The organism is Acidimicrobiales bacterium (assembly GCA_016716005.1).
In the GTDB taxonomy this organism is placed as follows: domain Bacteria; phylum Actinomycetota; class Acidimicrobiia; order Acidimicrobiales; family JADJXE01; genus JADJXE01.
Window position 1 is genome coordinate 2,858,132 of sequence record JADJXE010000001.1, and the last position, 14,402, is coordinate 2,872,533.

10 protein-coding genes are annotated in these 14,402 nt (G+C 75.8%); 4 read left to right on the forward strand and 6 right to left on the reverse strand.

Annotated features, from left to right (window positions below; translation table 11 throughout):
- Positions 1-31: 31 nt before the first annotated feature.
- The 3 genes from IPM45_14085 to aceE form a co-directional block, all read right to left on the reverse strand.
- Positions 32-1,381 carry a hypothetical protein gene (locus IPM45_14085; GenBank protein ID MBK9180665.1) on the reverse strand — a complete coding sequence of 450 codons (1,350 nt, stop codon included), beginning with the start codon at positions 1,379-1,381 and terminating at the stop codon, positions 32-34.
- A 67-nt stretch (positions 1,382-1,448) separates the two neighbouring features.
- The gene (locus IPM45_14090; GenBank protein ID MBK9180666.1) at positions 1,449-2,027 is read right to left on the reverse strand and encodes a Fe-S cluster assembly protein HesB; all 579 of its coding nucleotides are present in this window, start codon (positions 2,025-2,027) and stop codon (positions 1,449-1,451) included.
- A gap of 4 nt (positions 2,028-2,031) precedes the next feature.
- Positions 2,032-4,722, reverse strand: a complete 2,691-nt coding sequence (gene aceE, locus IPM45_14095) for a pyruvate dehydrogenase (acetyl-transferring), homodimeric type (protein MBK9180667.1) — start codon at positions 4,720-4,722, stop codon at positions 2,032-2,034.
- Positions 4,723-4,829: 107 nt separating this feature from the next.
- On the opposite strand from aceE, the gene IPM45_14100 reads away from it, so the two are divergent.
- Together IPM45_14100 and IPM45_14105 are read left to right on the forward strand one after the other, a co-directional pair.
- Positions 4,830-5,912 (forward strand): hypothetical protein, encoded by a 1,083-nt coding sequence (locus IPM45_14100; protein MBK9180668.1) that lies wholly within the window; start codon positions 4,830-4,832, stop codon positions 5,910-5,912.
- Entirely contained in the window at positions 5,909-6,979 is a 1,071-nt protein-coding gene (locus IPM45_14105) for a ribonuclease HI (protein ID MBK9180669.1), read from the forward strand. Before IPM45_14100 ends, IPM45_14105 begins: the two co-directional genes overlap by 4 nt.
- Positions 6,980-7,000: 21 nt before the next feature.
- Here the strand turns inward: IPM45_14105 and IPM45_14110 are convergent, their stop codons facing one another.
- Positions 7,001-8,269: an MFS transporter gene (locus IPM45_14110; protein MBK9180670.1), complete on the reverse strand. Its 1,269-nt coding sequence runs from the start codon at positions 8,267-8,269 to the stop codon at positions 7,001-7,003.
- A gap of 68 nt (positions 8,270-8,337) precedes the next feature.
- Here IPM45_14110 and IPM45_14115 point away from each other — a divergent pair, with 68 nt between their 5' ends.
- Positions 8,338-10,128, forward strand: a complete 1,791-nt coding sequence (locus tag IPM45_14115) for a hydantoinase/oxoprolinase family protein (GenBank protein ID MBK9180671.1) — start codon at positions 8,338-8,340, stop codon at positions 10,126-10,128.
- Complete coding sequence (locus tag IPM45_14120; GenBank protein MBK9180672.1) at positions 10,125-11,675, forward strand: hydantoinase B/oxoprolinase family protein; 1,551 nt, start codon at positions 10,125-10,127, stop codon at positions 11,673-11,675. The genes IPM45_14115 and IPM45_14120 overlap by 4 nt, the downstream gene beginning before the upstream one ends.
- 136 nt (positions 11,676-11,811) lie before the next feature.
- On the opposite strand, the gene IPM45_14125 is transcribed toward IPM45_14120, so the two are convergent.
- Positions 11,812-13,047, reverse strand: coding sequence for a DUF1501 domain-containing protein (locus IPM45_14125; protein ID MBK9180673.1), 1,236 nt, complete (start codon positions 13,045-13,047; stop codon positions 11,812-11,814).
- Positions 13,044-14,378, reverse strand: coding sequence for a DUF1800 domain-containing protein (locus IPM45_14130; protein ID MBK9180674.1), 1,335 nt, complete (start codon positions 14,376-14,378; stop codon positions 13,044-13,046). Before IPM45_14130 ends, IPM45_14125 begins: the two co-directional genes overlap by 4 nt.
- Between the last annotated feature and the right edge of the window lie 24 nt (positions 14,379-14,402).

A 14,402-nucleotide genomic window follows, 5' to 3' on the forward strand; every position in this document is an offset into this window, starting at 1 on the left:
CCGCCCTGGCGGCGCCGGGACCGCGGGCCGATCAGGGCTCGACGAACTCGTGCTCCACCGCGTCGAGGAGCGGGTCGAGCTCGGTCGGGACGGCGCCGCGGTGCATCCGCAGCGCCAGCAGCAGCCCCATCACGGCCGTCGCCGAGGTGGAGCCCAGCAGGAACGCCAGCTCCACCCGCAGCAGCAGCTCGGTGCCGACCGCCAGGGCCACCATGAAGGTGACGACCCCGACCGCCCAGCCGACGAGCACGCGCCGGTAGCTCTCGAGGGCGATCAGCGCCTGGGCCAGGGTGGTGGCGAACATGAAGGCGCCGCTGGCCGTGGCCAGGATCGCCAGGTTGGCGCGCCCGAGCTCGAACTCGGGACCGAAGAGGGTGCGCACCGCCCACGGGCCGAAGACGAAGGCCCCGACACCGGCGGCGACGGTGACGGCCGCGACGACCAGCAGCAGCCGCTTGAGCCCGGTGCGGAAGTCGTCGTGGCGGCCCGAGGCGGCCAGACCGGCCAGCTTGGGGAGCAGCGCGGCCTGCACCGCGGCGAACAGGAACAGGGGGATGCGGGCGAGGATGTAGCCGGCACCGAAGCGGCCGGCCAGATCCTGCTCAGCGTCGTTGTCGGCCAGGACGGTGGCCGCGATGGGGGCGGCGTTCACCAGCAGCTGGGCGAGGATCTGGGCCGACAGCAGGAACCCCAGCGCCTTCGACAGCTCGGACCACCGGGCCTCCGGACCGGGCTGCAGCACGTTGCGCTCGCGGGCGGCCACCAGCGCCAGGGCGGCGAAGGGGGCCAGGCCCATCACCAGGCCGTACGGTCCGGCGGTGGCCACGCCCACCACGACCAGCACGACGCCCACCGCCAGGCGCAGCACCCCCTCGGAGCCGATGAGCAGCGAGTACCCCCCGAAGTGGTGGGTGCCCGACAGGCTGCCACGGGCCAGGTGGACGGCGGCGTAGGCGGGGAGGCTGATGAGGAACCCGACGAGCAGCAGGGTCTGGCCGGAGAAGAGGTGGTCGACGAGCAGCGGTCCGGCGATCAGGCCGGCGACCACCAGCACGCCGGCCAGCACGCCGCCCAGCAGGGCGGCGCGCCGGATGACGGGTGCGCCGCCCACGCCCCTGGTGAGCCGGGCCGACAGGGCCCGGCCGGCCTCCTGCTCGAGGGGCATGAACACGCCCGGTCCGGCGGTGAAGACCAGGAACCAGAGGGCGGTGAGGCTGGCGTACTGGGCTGCGTCGAGGAGGCCGGTGCGGGCCGGGAGCATCAGGAACCCGTAGGACGCGATGCCGTTGACGATGAGGCCGATGCCGATGGCGAGGGTGCCCTCGGGGAGCGGGTTGCGGACGGCAACCCGCCGATTGGCCGGCTCGGCGCTCAGAGACATGGACCGCAGCACGCTAGCCAGTCGGCCCGACGGCCGTCAGGTTGAGCGACGGGCCGCTGCGGGCTGCTCAGCCCGCCTTGCCCTTGCCCTGGGCCTTCATGAGCTTCTTGAAGTCGCGGACCTTCTCCAGCGTGCCGGGCGAGTCGACGTCGGCCACCGAGCGGGGAGTCGAGTCGGAGAAGGGGGCGCTGACCGTCTCCCAGCCGGCCGGCGCCCGGCCGAACCGCTTGGCCAGCAGGGCGAGGAAGATCTTGGCCTTCTCGTCGCCGAAGCCGGGGAGGGCGCGCAGCCGGGCGAACAGCACCTCGGCGGAGCGGACGCCCTTCCAGATCTGCCCGGCGTCGTTGCCGTACCCGTCGGCGACCTGGCGGCACAGCTCCTGGGTGCGGCGGGCCATGGCCGCCGGGAAGCGGTGCAGCGCCGGCTTGGCCGCGAACACGCCCTCGAGCTCGGCCGTGTCCATCGCCGCGATCGACGCTGCGTCGAGCGTGCCGCCCAGGCGCTGGCGGAGCACGAACGGCGCCCGGAACGCCACCTCCATCTTCACCTGCTGGTCGAGCAGCATGCCGATCAGCAGGGCGAGCGGGTCGGTGGCGAGGAGCCGGTCGGCGTCGGCGTCGCCGGTGACGGGGAGCGTGGCGGGCATCGGTCTAGAGGGTACGCGGGTCGGTGGCGTCGGCATCGATCGCGTAGGCCGCGATCGCCTCCAGGACCGTCTCGGGCCTGACCTCGCCCGCAGCGGCGAGGGCCGACAGCACGGCCACCACCACGTGGCCGGCGTCGACCTCGAAGAACCGTCGCAGGGCCTCGCGGGTGTCGGAGCGGCCGAAGCCGTCGGTGCCGAGCGGCGTGAACGGGCGCGGCACCCAGCGCGCCACCTGGTCGGGCACCGCCTTCATGAAGTCGGTGACGGCGACGACGGGGCCCTCGGCCCCGGCCAGCCGATCGGTGACGTAGGGGGTGCGGCGCCCCTCCCCCGGGTGGAGCCGGTTCCACCGCTCCACCGAGAGGGCCTCCTCGCGCAGGGCCTTGTACGACGTGGCCGACCACAGCTCGACGCCCACGTCCCACCGGTGCGCCAGCTCGGCCGCGGCGGCCCGGGCCGCCCCCTGGGCCGACCCCGAGAACAGCACCGTGGCCCGCGCCCGGGGCCCGTCGGGTGCCGCCGCCCAGCGGTACAGCCCCCGGACGATGCCCTCCTCGGCGCCCTCGGGCATGGCCGGCATCGGGTAGTTCTCGTTGTAGACGGTGAGGTAGTAGTAGACGTCGTCGCCGTCGCGGTACATGCGCTGGAGCCCGTGGCGGACGATCACCGCCAGCTCGTAGGCGAACGCCGGGTCGTAGGCCTGGCACACGGGCACGGTGGAGGCCAGCACCAGGCTGTGGCCGTCCTGGTGCTGGAGGCCCTCGCCCAGCAGGGTGGTGCGCCCCGCGGTGGCGCCGAGCAGGAAGCCCCGCGTGCGCGAGTCGGCCGCCGACCACAGCAGGTCGCCCACCCGCTGGAAGCCGAACATCGAGTAGAAGATGTAGAAGGGCACCATGGGCACGCCGTGGTTGGCGTAGCTCGTGCCGGCCGCGATCCAGCTCGACGTGGCCCCGGCCTCGGTGATGCCCTCCTCGAGGATCTGGCCGTCCCTGGCCTCGGTGTAGGAGAGCAGCAGGTCGGCGTCGACGGGCTCGTAGGCCTGGCCCTGGCTGGCGTAGATCTTCAGCTCGCGGAACAGCGCGTCCATCCCGAAGGTGCGGGCCTCGTCGGGCACGATCGGCACCACCCGGGCCCCGAAGCCCTCGTCGCGGGCGAGGGAGCGCAGCAGCCCGGTGAACGCCATGGTGGTGCTCACCGCCCGGCTGCCCGAGCCGGCCGTGAGCTCGGCGAACACCCGGTCGTCGGGCAGGGCGAGGGGGCGGCTGGTGCGCACCACCCGGCGGGGCACCGAGCCGTCCAGGGCCAGGCGGCGCTGGCGGAGGTACTGCATCTCCACCGAGTCCTCGGCCGGCCGGAAGTACGGGGGCTCGTCGCCGGTGAGGGCCTCGTCGGGGATCTCGTCGGCGAGGTGGAGCCGGTCGCGCAGGATCCGCAGCTGGTCCATCGTCATCTTCTTGATCTGGTGCGTGGCGTTGCGGCCCTCCACGTCCGGGCCGAGGGTCCAGCCCTTCACCGTCTTGGCCAGGATCACCGTGGGGCCGCCCTCGTGCTCGACCGCGGCCTTGTAGGCCGCGTAGAGCTTCCGGTAGTCGTGCCCGCCCCGCGGCAGCCAGCGCAGCTCGTCGTCGGAGAGGTGCTCGACGAGGCGGCGCAACCGGGGGTCGGGCCCGAAGAAGTGCTCGCGGATGTAGGCGCCGCTCTCCACCGTGTAGCGCTGGAACTCGCCGTCGACGGTGGTGTTCATGGCGTTCAGCAGCACCCCGTCGACGTCGCGGGCGAGCAGCTCGTCCCACTTGGAGCCCCAGATCACCTTGATCACGTTCCAGCCCGCCCCCCGGAACACGGCCTCGAGCTCCTGGATGACCTTGCCGTTGCCGCGGACCGGCCCGTCGAGGCGCTGCAGGTTGCAGTTCACGACGAAGATGAGGTTGTCGAGCTTCTCCCGCGCGGCGAGGGAGAGGGCGCCGAGGGCCTCGGGCTCGTCGGTCTCGCCGTCGCCGAGGAAGCACCACACCCGGCTGCGGCTCGTGTCGTCGATCCGGCGGTTCTGCAGGTAGCGGTTGAAGCGGGCCTGGTAGATGGCGTTGATGGGGCCGAGGCCCATCGACACCGTGGGGTACTCCCAGAAGTCGGGCATGAGCCGCGGGTGGGGGTAGGAGCTCAGGCCGGTGCGGCCGATCTCCCGCCGGAAGTGGTCGAGGTCGTCCTCGCCCAGCCGCCCCTCGAGGAAGGCCCGGGCGTACACGCCGGGGGCGGCGTGGCCCTGGATGTACACCTGGTCGCCGGCCTGGCCGTCGTCCTTGCCCCGGAAGAAGTGGTTGAAGCCCACCTCGTACAGCGCGGCCGAGCTGGCGAACGTCGACAGGTGCCCGCCGATGCCCTCGTGGTGCTTGTTGGCCTTGATCACCATCGCCGCCGCGTTCCAGCGGATGAACCGCCGGATGCGGCGCTCGATGCCCTCGTCGCCGGGGAACCACGGCTCGTGCTCGGGGGGGATGGTGTTCACGTAGGGCGTCGACACCGCGGCGGGGACGCCGACGCCCAGCTGCCGGGCCCGCTCGAGCAGCTTGGAGAGCAGGAAGCGGGCCCGGCCCTTGCCCCGGGCGTCCACGACGCCGTCGAGGCTGTCCAGCCACTCGGTGGTCTCGACCGGGTCGACGTCGGGGAGCTGGTGCACGAACCCGTCGATGATCATGGGCCCATTCTCGCCGGGTCGGGGCGGCAACGGCGGCTCGGCCGGGCCGACCGGCCGTCGGTGGTCACGGTGGGGCCGGCGGACGCGGCGTGTGTGAACATGACCGCATGGCGGACGTCCCCACGCAACCGACCCCGGCCGTGGGGGCGGTCTACGGGTTCCTGCGCCAACGGGGCGCCAGCGACGCCGAGATCCGGGCGGCGGGCCACGGCCGCTGGCTGGCCGGCCTGGTGCTGGAGCGGGCGGTGCTGCCGGGGGCCCGCCGCTGGACGTTGGACGACGTGGCCGCCGAGGCCGGGGTGTCGGTCGAGGTGGCCACCCGGCTGTGGCGGGCCATGGGCTTCCCCGACGTGGACGTCGGTGAGCGGGTGTTCACCGACTACGACGTCACCGCCCTGCAGGCCACCGTGCAGCGCCTCGCCTCCCGCGACGCCGGCGTCGAGGACGCGGTGCAGCAGACCCGGGTGATCGCCGGCGCCCTGGCCCGGGTGGCCGAGGTGTGGGTCGACACCCTGATCGAGCAGGCCAAGGTGCTGCGGCACGGGCAGGCCGACATCGGCGCCGCGGCCCTGGAGCTGGTCGACCGGCTCGACCTCGACCAGGTGGCGCCCGTGCTCGACTACGTCCACCGCCGCCAGATCATCGCCGCCCTGGCCCGGCGGTTCACGTGGGGCGACGACCCCCTCGAGGGCGACACCCACCTGGCGGTGGGCTTCGCCGACCTGGCCGGCTTCACCTCGCTCAGCCAGGAGCTCACCGACGACGAGCTGGGCGAGCTGGTCCAGCGCTTCGAGGCGGTCACCCACGACGTGATCGCCGAGCGGGGCGGGCGCCTGGTGAAGACGATCGGCGACGAGGTGATGTTCGTGGCGCCCGACGCCGGCGCCGGCGCCGAGATCAGCGTGGGGCTCATCGAGGCCCACGCCGACGACGACCTGCTGCCCGACGTGCGGGTCGGGCTCGACGTCGGGTCGCTGCTGGTGCGGGAGGGCGACTACTTCGGCGACGCCGTCAACCGGGCGTCGCGCCTGGTGGGGCTGGCCCGGCGGGGGTCGGTGGTCGTGCCCTCCGACCTGCGCGACGAGCTCCGCGACGACCCGCGCTTTCGCTGCTCGCCCATCGGGCCGCGGCGGGTGAAGGACTTCGGGGCGATCTGGCTGTGGTCGCTCCGCCGGGCGCCCGCGGCGTGAGCGGCGACGGGGTCGTCGTCTACACCGACGGCGCCTGCTCGGGGAACCCGGGCCCGGGGGGCTGGGCCTGGGCCTGGGCCGTTCCCCACGGGCGGTGGGAGTCCGGGGCGGTGGCGCGCACCACCAACCAGCGCATGGAGCTCACCGCGGTGCTCGAGGCCCTGCGGGCCCTTCCGCTGCACGGGGTGAGCGGACCGGTGGCCGTGCACAGCGACTCGACCTACGTCGTGCACTGCTTCCGCGACCGGTGGTGGGAGGCCTGGCTCCGCCGGGGCTGGCTGAACGCCAAGAAGGAGCCCGTGGCCAACCGCGACCTGTGGGAGCCGCTCATCGAGCTGGTCCGGTCCCGGGGCGACGTGACGTTCACGTGGGTGAAGGGCCACGGCGGCGACCCCTTCAACGATCTGGTCGACCGGCTGGCGGTGGAGGCCGCGACCCGCCAGGAGGGCCGCGCCGGAGTCGGGGTGCCCGGCGAGCTCGGGCCGGCCGACAGCCCGACCCCGACCCCGACCGCGTCGGCGACCGCGTCCCCGACCGCGGCCCCGGGGGTGGGCGGCCCCGCCGGCCACCGCGTGGTGATCGCCGGGCACAAGCCACCGGAGCTGGGCGGGTACGCCCGGAACCAGCTGGTCGACCTCGTCCGCCGGCGCCTCACCGAGATCCTCCGGGCCCACAAGGTGATGCACCCCGACGTGGTCGTGCTCACCGGGCTCGGCCTGGGCGCCGAGCAGCTGGGCGCCGAGGCGGCGGCGGCGGCCGGCGTGCCCTACGTGGCCGTGCTGGCGTTCCCGGGGGTCGAGGGCAAGTGGCCGGCCGCGGCCCGCCGGCGCTTCGCGGCGCTCCTCGAAGGTGCGGCCGAGACGATCGTCCTCGAGCCCGAGGCGCCGACGTCGCCGCAGGCGGCCGGCATGGCGCTCGGACGCCGCGACGCCTGGCTGGCCCGCCACGCCCAGCAGGCCCTGGTGGTGTGGGACCGCCGCGACCCCAACCTGGGTCGGCTGGTGCGGTCGTTCGAGGACCACCTCGGCGAGACCGAGGTGTGGGTGGTCGTGCCCGACGAGGCCTGAGGGCCGCGTCGAGGTGCGCGGTCAGTCGGCCGCGGCCGGCGCCAGCGCCGAGCCGCCCGGCTCGCCGGCACCGCGGGGCGGCGCCGGTCGCACCAGCCGCCCGAGCATCACCAGCCCCGACGCCGCGATGAGCCCGCCCACCACGAACGAGGCCGGCTCGCTCGACACGGCCACGACACCGCCGAGGATCAGCCCCCCGATGCCCGACGACAGGTCGAAGAAGCCGGTGAAGGTGGCGACCACGGCCGCCCGCTCCTCCTCCGGGGCCCGCGCCACCGCCATGGCCATGAGCGCGGGGTACAGCAGGGCCATGCCGACGGCCAGCACCGCGGTCCCCGCGTAGAGCCCGAGCGGCGTCTGCCACAGCCCGGCCAGGGCGAGCCCGCCGGCGATCGCCACCAGGGCGACCCGCCCGGTGCGCGCCGTGCCCGCCCGGTCGGGGATCCGCGCCCCGCCGATCCGCAGCACCAGCACGATGGCGGCGTAGAGCAGGAACACGCCACCGGAGTCGGTCATCCCGATGTGCTCCACGTAGAGGGGGACGAAGGTGGCGAACCCGGTGAAGCCCATGATCCCGAGGGCCAGCACCGCTCCGGGGCCCAGGCCGGCCGGGTGGACGAGCCGGCGCTTCGGGGGGTGCGCGGCCGGGGCCGTGTGCGGGGCCGGGGCCGTGTGCGGGGCCGGGGCCGTGTGCGGGGTCGGGCGGCGCTCGCGGACGAAGAGGGCGATGAGCGTGCTCAGCACCCCGAAGGCGCCGGCGACGAGCCAGGTGAGCCGGAAGCGCCCGTCGCCGAGCACGGCCTCGCCGAGCACCGGCCCGACCCCGATGCCCAGGTACACCGCCACCGAGAAGTAGCTGGCGGCCTCGCCCCGACGGTCGGCCGGGGCCAGGTCGTTCACGAGGGTGGCGGCCCCCACGAAGAAGCAGCCCTCGCCGAAGCCGAGCACGAACCGCATGACGAGCAGCAGGCCGTACGAGTCGATGACGGCGAGGGCCGCGGTGGACGCGGCCGCGGCCAGGCTCCCCCCCACCATCAGCACCTTGCGGCCCGAGCGGTCGCCCATCCAGCCCATGAAGGGCCGGCCCAGCACCGCGGACACGGCCACGATCCCGGCCCCCAGGCCGACGGCGACCGCCCCGCCGCCCAGCTGGTCCTCGATGAACTGGGGGAGGACCGGCAGGGTCATGCCGATGGTGAGGAACAGGGCCAGGGCCGAGGCGGTGACCAGCGCGAACCCCGGCGTGAGCAGCCGCTCGGACGCGGCGGTGCGGTGGGGGCGGGCGCGCACGGCGCCCATTCTGCCCGGTCCCGGCCGTGTCGGCCCCGGCCGGGGCCCGACGCTCTACGGTGCCGGTGATGCGGCTCGGGGCCGACACCGGCGGCACGTTCACCGACCTGGTCGGCGACGACGGGCGGTCGGCCAAGCTGCCGTCGACGCCGGCCGACCCGGGCCGGGCGGTCCGCGAGGGGATCGAGGGGCTCGTCCCCCTCGGGCGACCGGGGGTGGTCGCCCACGGCACGACCGTCGCCACCAACGCCCTGCTGGAGCGGCGGGGCGCGCCGGTCGCGCTGGTGACCAACGCCGGGTTCGCCGACGTGATCGAGATCGCGCGCCAGGACCGGCCGTCGCTCTACGACCCGTGGGCCGACCGGCCGGAGCCCCTCGTCCCCCGGGCCTGGCGCTACGAGGTCGAGGGCCGGCTGGCCGCCGACGGCTCCGAGCTGCGTCCGGTCGACCCGGCCTCGCTGCCGCCCGTCGACCCGGCGGTGCGGGCGGTGGCGGTGTGCCTGCTGCACGCCGACCTGAACCCCGCGCACGAACGGGCCGTCGCGGCCGCGTTGCGCGACTCCGGGCTCGACGTGACCTGCTCGCACCAGGTCTCCCCGGAGTTCCGCGAGTACGAGCGCACGGTCACCACGGTCGTCAACGCCGTCCTGCGCCCGGTGTGCCGCTCGTACCTGCTCGGGCTGCGCGACGTGGCCGACGAGGTGCTGGTGATGACGTCGGCGGGCGGCCTGGTGGGCGTGGCCGAGGCCGCGGCCCTGCCCGCCGCGCTGCTCCTGTCGGGTCCGGCCGGCGGGGTGGCCGCGGCGGCCGCGGTGGCGGCGGCCAACGGGCTGCGCGACGTCGTGACCTTCGACATGGGGGGCACGTCCACCGACGTGTGCCTCGTGCTGGGCGGGGTGCCCGAACCGGCGCCGGGCCTGGTGGTCGGCGGTCTCACGGTGCGGCTGGCGGCCCTCGACGTCCACACCATCGGCGCCGGTGGGGGCTCGCTCGCCGGCATCGACACCGGGGGCGCCCTGATCGTGGGGCCCGAGTCGGCCGGCGCCGAGCCCGGCCCGGCGTGCTACGGGCGAGGGGGGACGCGCCCGGCGGTGACCGACGCCGACCTGGTCCTCGGCCGCATCCCCGCCGACGCCGCCTTCCCCGGCCTGGGCCGCCTCGACGTCGGCGCGGCCCGGCGGGCCCTCGACGCCGCCGGGGTGTCGGCCGAGGGCGTGGTGCGCGTGGTGAACGCGAACATGGAGCGGGCCCTGCGAGCGGTGTCGGTAGAGCGGGGGGTCGACCCGCGGGGCCTGGCCCTGGTGGCCTTCGGCGGCGCCGGGCCCCTCCACGCCTGCGAGCTGGCCGACGCCGTGGGGATGCCGACGGTGCTGGTGCCGGCCCGGGCCGGCGTGCTGTCGGCGCAGGGGCTGGTGTGCGCCCCCCACCAGCGCGACCTGGTCCGCAGCTGGCCCGAGCCCCTCGACCATCGCCGGCTCCCGGCGGCCCGGGGTGCGCTGGCGGCCGAGGCCGCCCGGCTGGTGGGCGACGGCGCCGAGGTCGACACCTTCCTCGACTGCCGCTACGCGGGGCAGAGCCACGAGCTCACGGTCCGCTCGACCGACCAGCTCCACGCCGAGCACCTGCGGCGCAACGGCACCAGCCGTCCCGGCCACCCCGTGGAGGTGATCGCCCTGCGGGCCCGGGCCCGGCGGCCGTCGCCGGTGGCCCTGGCCGACCTGCCCGCCCCCGACCGGCGCCCGGTGCGCGGGCCGGCCGTGGTCGCCGAGCACGACTGCACGGTGTGGGTGCCCCCCGGCTGGGCCGGCGAGCCGGGCGCGGCCGGCGCCCTGGTGCTCCGGCGGGTGGACGCCGGGTGAGCCTCGACCCGGCGGCCCTGCAGGTGCTCCTCTCCCGGCTGACCGGCGTGGCCGAGGAGATGGGGGCGGTGCTGCGCCGGGCCGCGTTCAGCCCGAACATCAAGGAGCGCGCCGACTGCTCGGCCGCGCTGTTCACCGCCGACGGCGAGATGCTGGTGCAGGCCGAGCACATCCCGGTGCACCTGGGATCGATGCCGGCGTCGGTGCGGGCCGCGATCGACGCCCTCGCGGCCTTCGGCGCGCCGCCCCGTGCCGGCGAGCAGGTGATCCTCAACGACCCCTTCGCCGGGGGCACGCACCTCAACGACGTCACCCTGGTGGCCCCGTGCGTGCTCCCCGGCGGCGAGCTGGTCGGGTGGGCCGCGAACCGGGCCCACCACGCCGACCTGGGGGGCGCGGCGCCCGGCTCCATGCCGGCCGACGCCGTCGACGTGCACCAGGAGGGGCTCCGGTTGCCGCCCGTGCGGCTCACCGCCGAGATCCGGGCGGTGCTGGCCGCCAGCTCGCGCACCCCGGCCGAGCGGGCGGGCGACCTCGACGCCCAGGTGGGCGCCAACGTGCTGGGCGTCGCCCGGCTGGCCGAGCTGGCCCGTGCCGGCGCGCTTTTCGACGAGGTGCTGGCCTACGGCGAGCGCCGCATGCGCGCCGCGCTGGCCGGCCTGCCCGACGGCGAGTGGCGCTTCGCCGACGTGCTCGACTCCTGCGGGCCCCGGCCCGACCAGCAGCGGCCGGCCCGGATCGTGGTGACCGTGCAGGTGCGGGGCGACGAGGTGTCGTTCGACTTCACCGGCACCGACCCGCAGCGGTGGGGCAACGTGAACGCGGTCGAGGCGGTGACGGTGTCGGCGGTGGCGTTCGCCCTGCGGACGGCCGTCGATCCGACCATCCCGGCCAACGGGGGCGCGCTGCGGCCGGTGACGGTGGTGGCCCCGCCCGGCACGATCGTGGCCGCCCGCCCGCCCGCCGCCGTGGGCGCGGGCAACGTGGAGGTGAGCCAGCGGGTGGCCGACGTGTGCCTCGGCGCCCTGGCCCAGGCCGTGCCCGAGCGCATCGGTGCCGCCGGCCAGGGAACCATGAACAACCTGCTCGTGGGGGGCGACGGCTGGGTCTACTACGAGACCGTCGCCGGCGGGCAGGGCGGGCGCCCCGGCCGGGCGGGCATGAGCGGCGTGCACACGGCCATGACGAACACGAAGAACACGCCCGTCGAGGCGCTGGAGCGGGCGTATCCGATGCGGGTGCTGCGCTACCGGCTGCGCCGGGGGAGCGGCGGGGCCGGGTCGGCGCCGGGCGGCGAGGGCATCGAGCGGGACCTCCAGGTGCTGACCGACGCGACCGTGAGCCTGATCACCGAGCGGCGGGTCTCGCAGCCGTGGGGGCTGGCCGGCGGCGAGCCGGGGGCGGTGGGGGAGAACTGGCTGCTGCCGGGCGGCGACGAGAGCAGGGCCGAGCGCCTGCCCGACAAGTGCACGATCCGGCTGCAGGCCGGCGACGTGCTCCGGATGCTGACGCCCGGCGGAGGTGGGTGGGGCGTGCCGGCCCGTTGAGGTCCGGCGTCAGGTGGCGCCTCCAGCTCCGGAGCGTGCCGGGGGTCAGGCGTACCTCGACCGACACCAGGAGCAGGCCGGTCGAGGACTGGCCCCTCCCCGGGGGGCGACGAGGCGGCGGCTGGGGCCCGGCGGCCTAGACGAAGCCGAGGGTGGGGACGCCCGGGCCGAACACGGCCGCGGGGTCGACGCCGAGCCAGGGCCCCACGAGGGTGGCGCCGACGCTGCGGAAGTCGGTGGTGGGCACCAGGTTGCCGTGGTCGTCGAGCGCGGTGAGCGACGGGGGCTGGCCGTGGTGGCCGCCCTTCACCGCCGGGCCGACCACGAACCAGGGCGCCGCGGCACCGTGATCGGTGCCGCTGCCGTTGAAGGCCACCCGCCGGCCGAACTCCGAGTACGTGGCCAGCACCACCCCGGCTCCGGCCGCACCGAGCAGGTCGAAGAACCCGCCGATGGCGCCGTCGAGGGTGGCGAGCAGCGCGGGCTGGCGCCCGGCCTCGTTGGCGTGCACGTCGAAGTCGCCGTCGTGGGTCACGTGGTACACGCGGGTGGGGAGCCCGGCGGTGACGAGGGCGGCCACCGCGGCGAGCTGGGTGCCGAGGGCGTCGACGGCGCTGGCCGCCGGTGGCGCCGGCAGGTGCGGGCCGAGGGCCTCGCCCACGTGCAGCGCCGTGGCCTGGGCCGAGCGGGCGGCGGCGTCCAGGGCCGGCTCGCCGACCACCGGGGTGCTCATCGCCCGGTAGGCGGCGAGCACGGCCGGGTCGGCGTCGGTGTCGGTGGGGGAGCCGAACACCCGGGACGGGTCGGGGCTCACCGACGCCCCGATGGCGGTCCGGCCCACCAGGATCGGCGTGGGGCCGTCGAGCGACACCGCGAGGAGCGGGTCGGGCCCGCCGGCCGCGCCGCCACCGAGCCGATCGAGCGTGCGCCCCACCCAGCCGGTCTGCTCCGCCGCGTCGGTGCTGCCGGCCCACACGATCGCCAGGCAGCCGAAGTGGCTGAGGTCGTGGTGGTCGTGGTGCACGCCGTGGACGACGGCGAGGTGGCCGGCGTCCCACCACTGCTTCAGGCGGGGCAGCTCGCCGGCCAGGGCGAAGGAGCCGTCGAGGGGGAGCAGCCGGTCGGGCGTGCGGGCCAGCGGGCCCCGTGCGGACGCGTAGGCGCCGGCGTCGGGGCCGCCGATCGGCACCACGGTGTCGAGGCCGTCGTTGCCACCGCCGAGCTGCACGAGCACCAGCACCCGGCCGGGCGGGGCGGCGCCGGCCGGGGCGGCCTGGGCGAGGAGCGACGCCAGCGTGGTCGGCGCGACCGCGGCCGCGCCCGCCCCCCAACCGAGGGCCTTGAGCAGCTGGCGCCGTGAGATCGGGTTCACTGCAGCACCGCCTCCGGGGCCACGAGGGCGAGCGAGACCGCTCCGGCGAACACCCGGTCGGTGCTCTGCCCCCGGGCGCCGGCCACGTAGCGGCTCACGGCGTCACGGGTGCCGGTGGACACCTCGGTCACGCCGAGGCGCCCCATCACCCCCGACGTGAAGGCGTCGGCGTCGCCCACGCTCCCGCGGAGCCCGGCGCACACCTGGTTGCCCGCTCGGGCCAGGGCGACGGCCAGCGTGCCGGCCTGGCGGGCGACGAGGGCCCGACTGGCGGCCACCGACGAGCCGAGCCACGTGCCGTTGTGGCCCCAGCCGCCGACGTTGGGCGGGGCGAACAGGATCTGGCCGAGGAGGGCGGGGGCGCCGGCCCCCTGCCCCCACTGGTCGGGTCCCCAGGCGAGCGCCCGGACGACCCGGACGAACACCTCGACCGGGGTGGCCACCAGGCCGTGGCGCACGTCGTCGCCGTAGAAGGCGGGGTGGGTGAGCAGGGCCCGGAGCAGGTCGGTGACGTCGAGGCGCCGGGCGAAGGCGGCGGCCAGGTCGTCGAGCACGCCGGCCGGCGGCGTGGCCGACGCGTAGCGGAACCACAGTCGCGAGGCCACGAACCGGGCGGTCTGGGGCTGGCGCACGACGATGTCGACGATGTCGTCGCCGCCGAGGTTGCCGCTCACCCCGAGGAACGTCTTGCGACCGGCGTCGTGGGCGGCGGGCACGAACACGAACGCCAGGTCGGCCCGGGGGTCGAGCTTGTGGCCGGTGAAGGCCCGGGCGGCCTCGGCCACGTCCAGCTGGGTGTAGCCGTTGTCGCGGCCCATGGTGAACAGCTCGAGCAGCTCGCGGGCGAAGTTCTCGTTCACCGCGCCCTTGTCGCTCTCGCGGAGGTCGAGCCAGCGGACCATCGCCGGGTCGCGGCTGACGGCCTTGACCAGGGCGGGGAAGGAGCCCGCGCCGATGCGGCGGAACAGCTGGTTCTGCTGCCACATCGACCTGTCGGCGATCACCTTGCGCACCGACGTGGCGAAGTGGCCGTGCCAGAACAGCACCAGCTTCTCCAGGGCCGGTGTGGGCGACACCGCCATGCGGCCGAGCCAGTAGGCCTGCAGGTCGCGGGTGACCCGGGGGACCCCGGCCGGGTCGCGCACCTGGTCGAGCGCCGACGGGATCGCGAACGGAGGTGTGTCGGGGGGCGAGGCGCCGACCTGCAGGAGTCGCTCGACGGTGGCCTCGATGCCGGCAGCCACGGCGGCGTCGACCTCCTCCGGGACGCCGCCGAAGGCGGCTCGCCGCAGGAGGTGGGAGGCGTTGGCACGGGTGGCCGGGATCGCCATGGCGACATGGTGACCCATCGCGGC

Bases quoted from the DNA above. Each gene is read 5' to 3' on its own strand.
- IPM45_14085 (MBK9180665.1), bottom strand. From the start codon at position 1,381: ATGTCTCTGAGCGCCGAGCCGGCCAATCGGCGGGTTGCCGTCCGCAAC.
- IPM45_14090 (MBK9180666.1), bottom strand. From the start codon at position 2,027: ATGCCCGCCACGCTCCCCGTCACCGGCGACGCCGACGCCGACCGGCTC.
- aceE (MBK9180667.1), bottom strand. From the start codon at position 4,722: ATGATCATCGACGGGTTCGTGCACCAGCTCCCCGACGTCGACCCGGTC.
- IPM45_14100 (MBK9180668.1), top strand. From the start codon at position 4,830: ATGGCGGACGTCCCCACGCAACCGACCCCGGCCGTGGGGGCGGTCTAC.
- IPM45_14115 (MBK9180671.1), top strand. From the start codon at position 8,338: ATGCGGCTCGGGGCCGACACCGGCGGCACGTTCACCGACCTGGTCGGC.
- IPM45_14130 (MBK9180674.1), bottom strand. From the start codon at position 14,378: ATGGCGATCCCGGCCACCCGTGCCAACGCCTCCCACCTCCTGCGGCGA.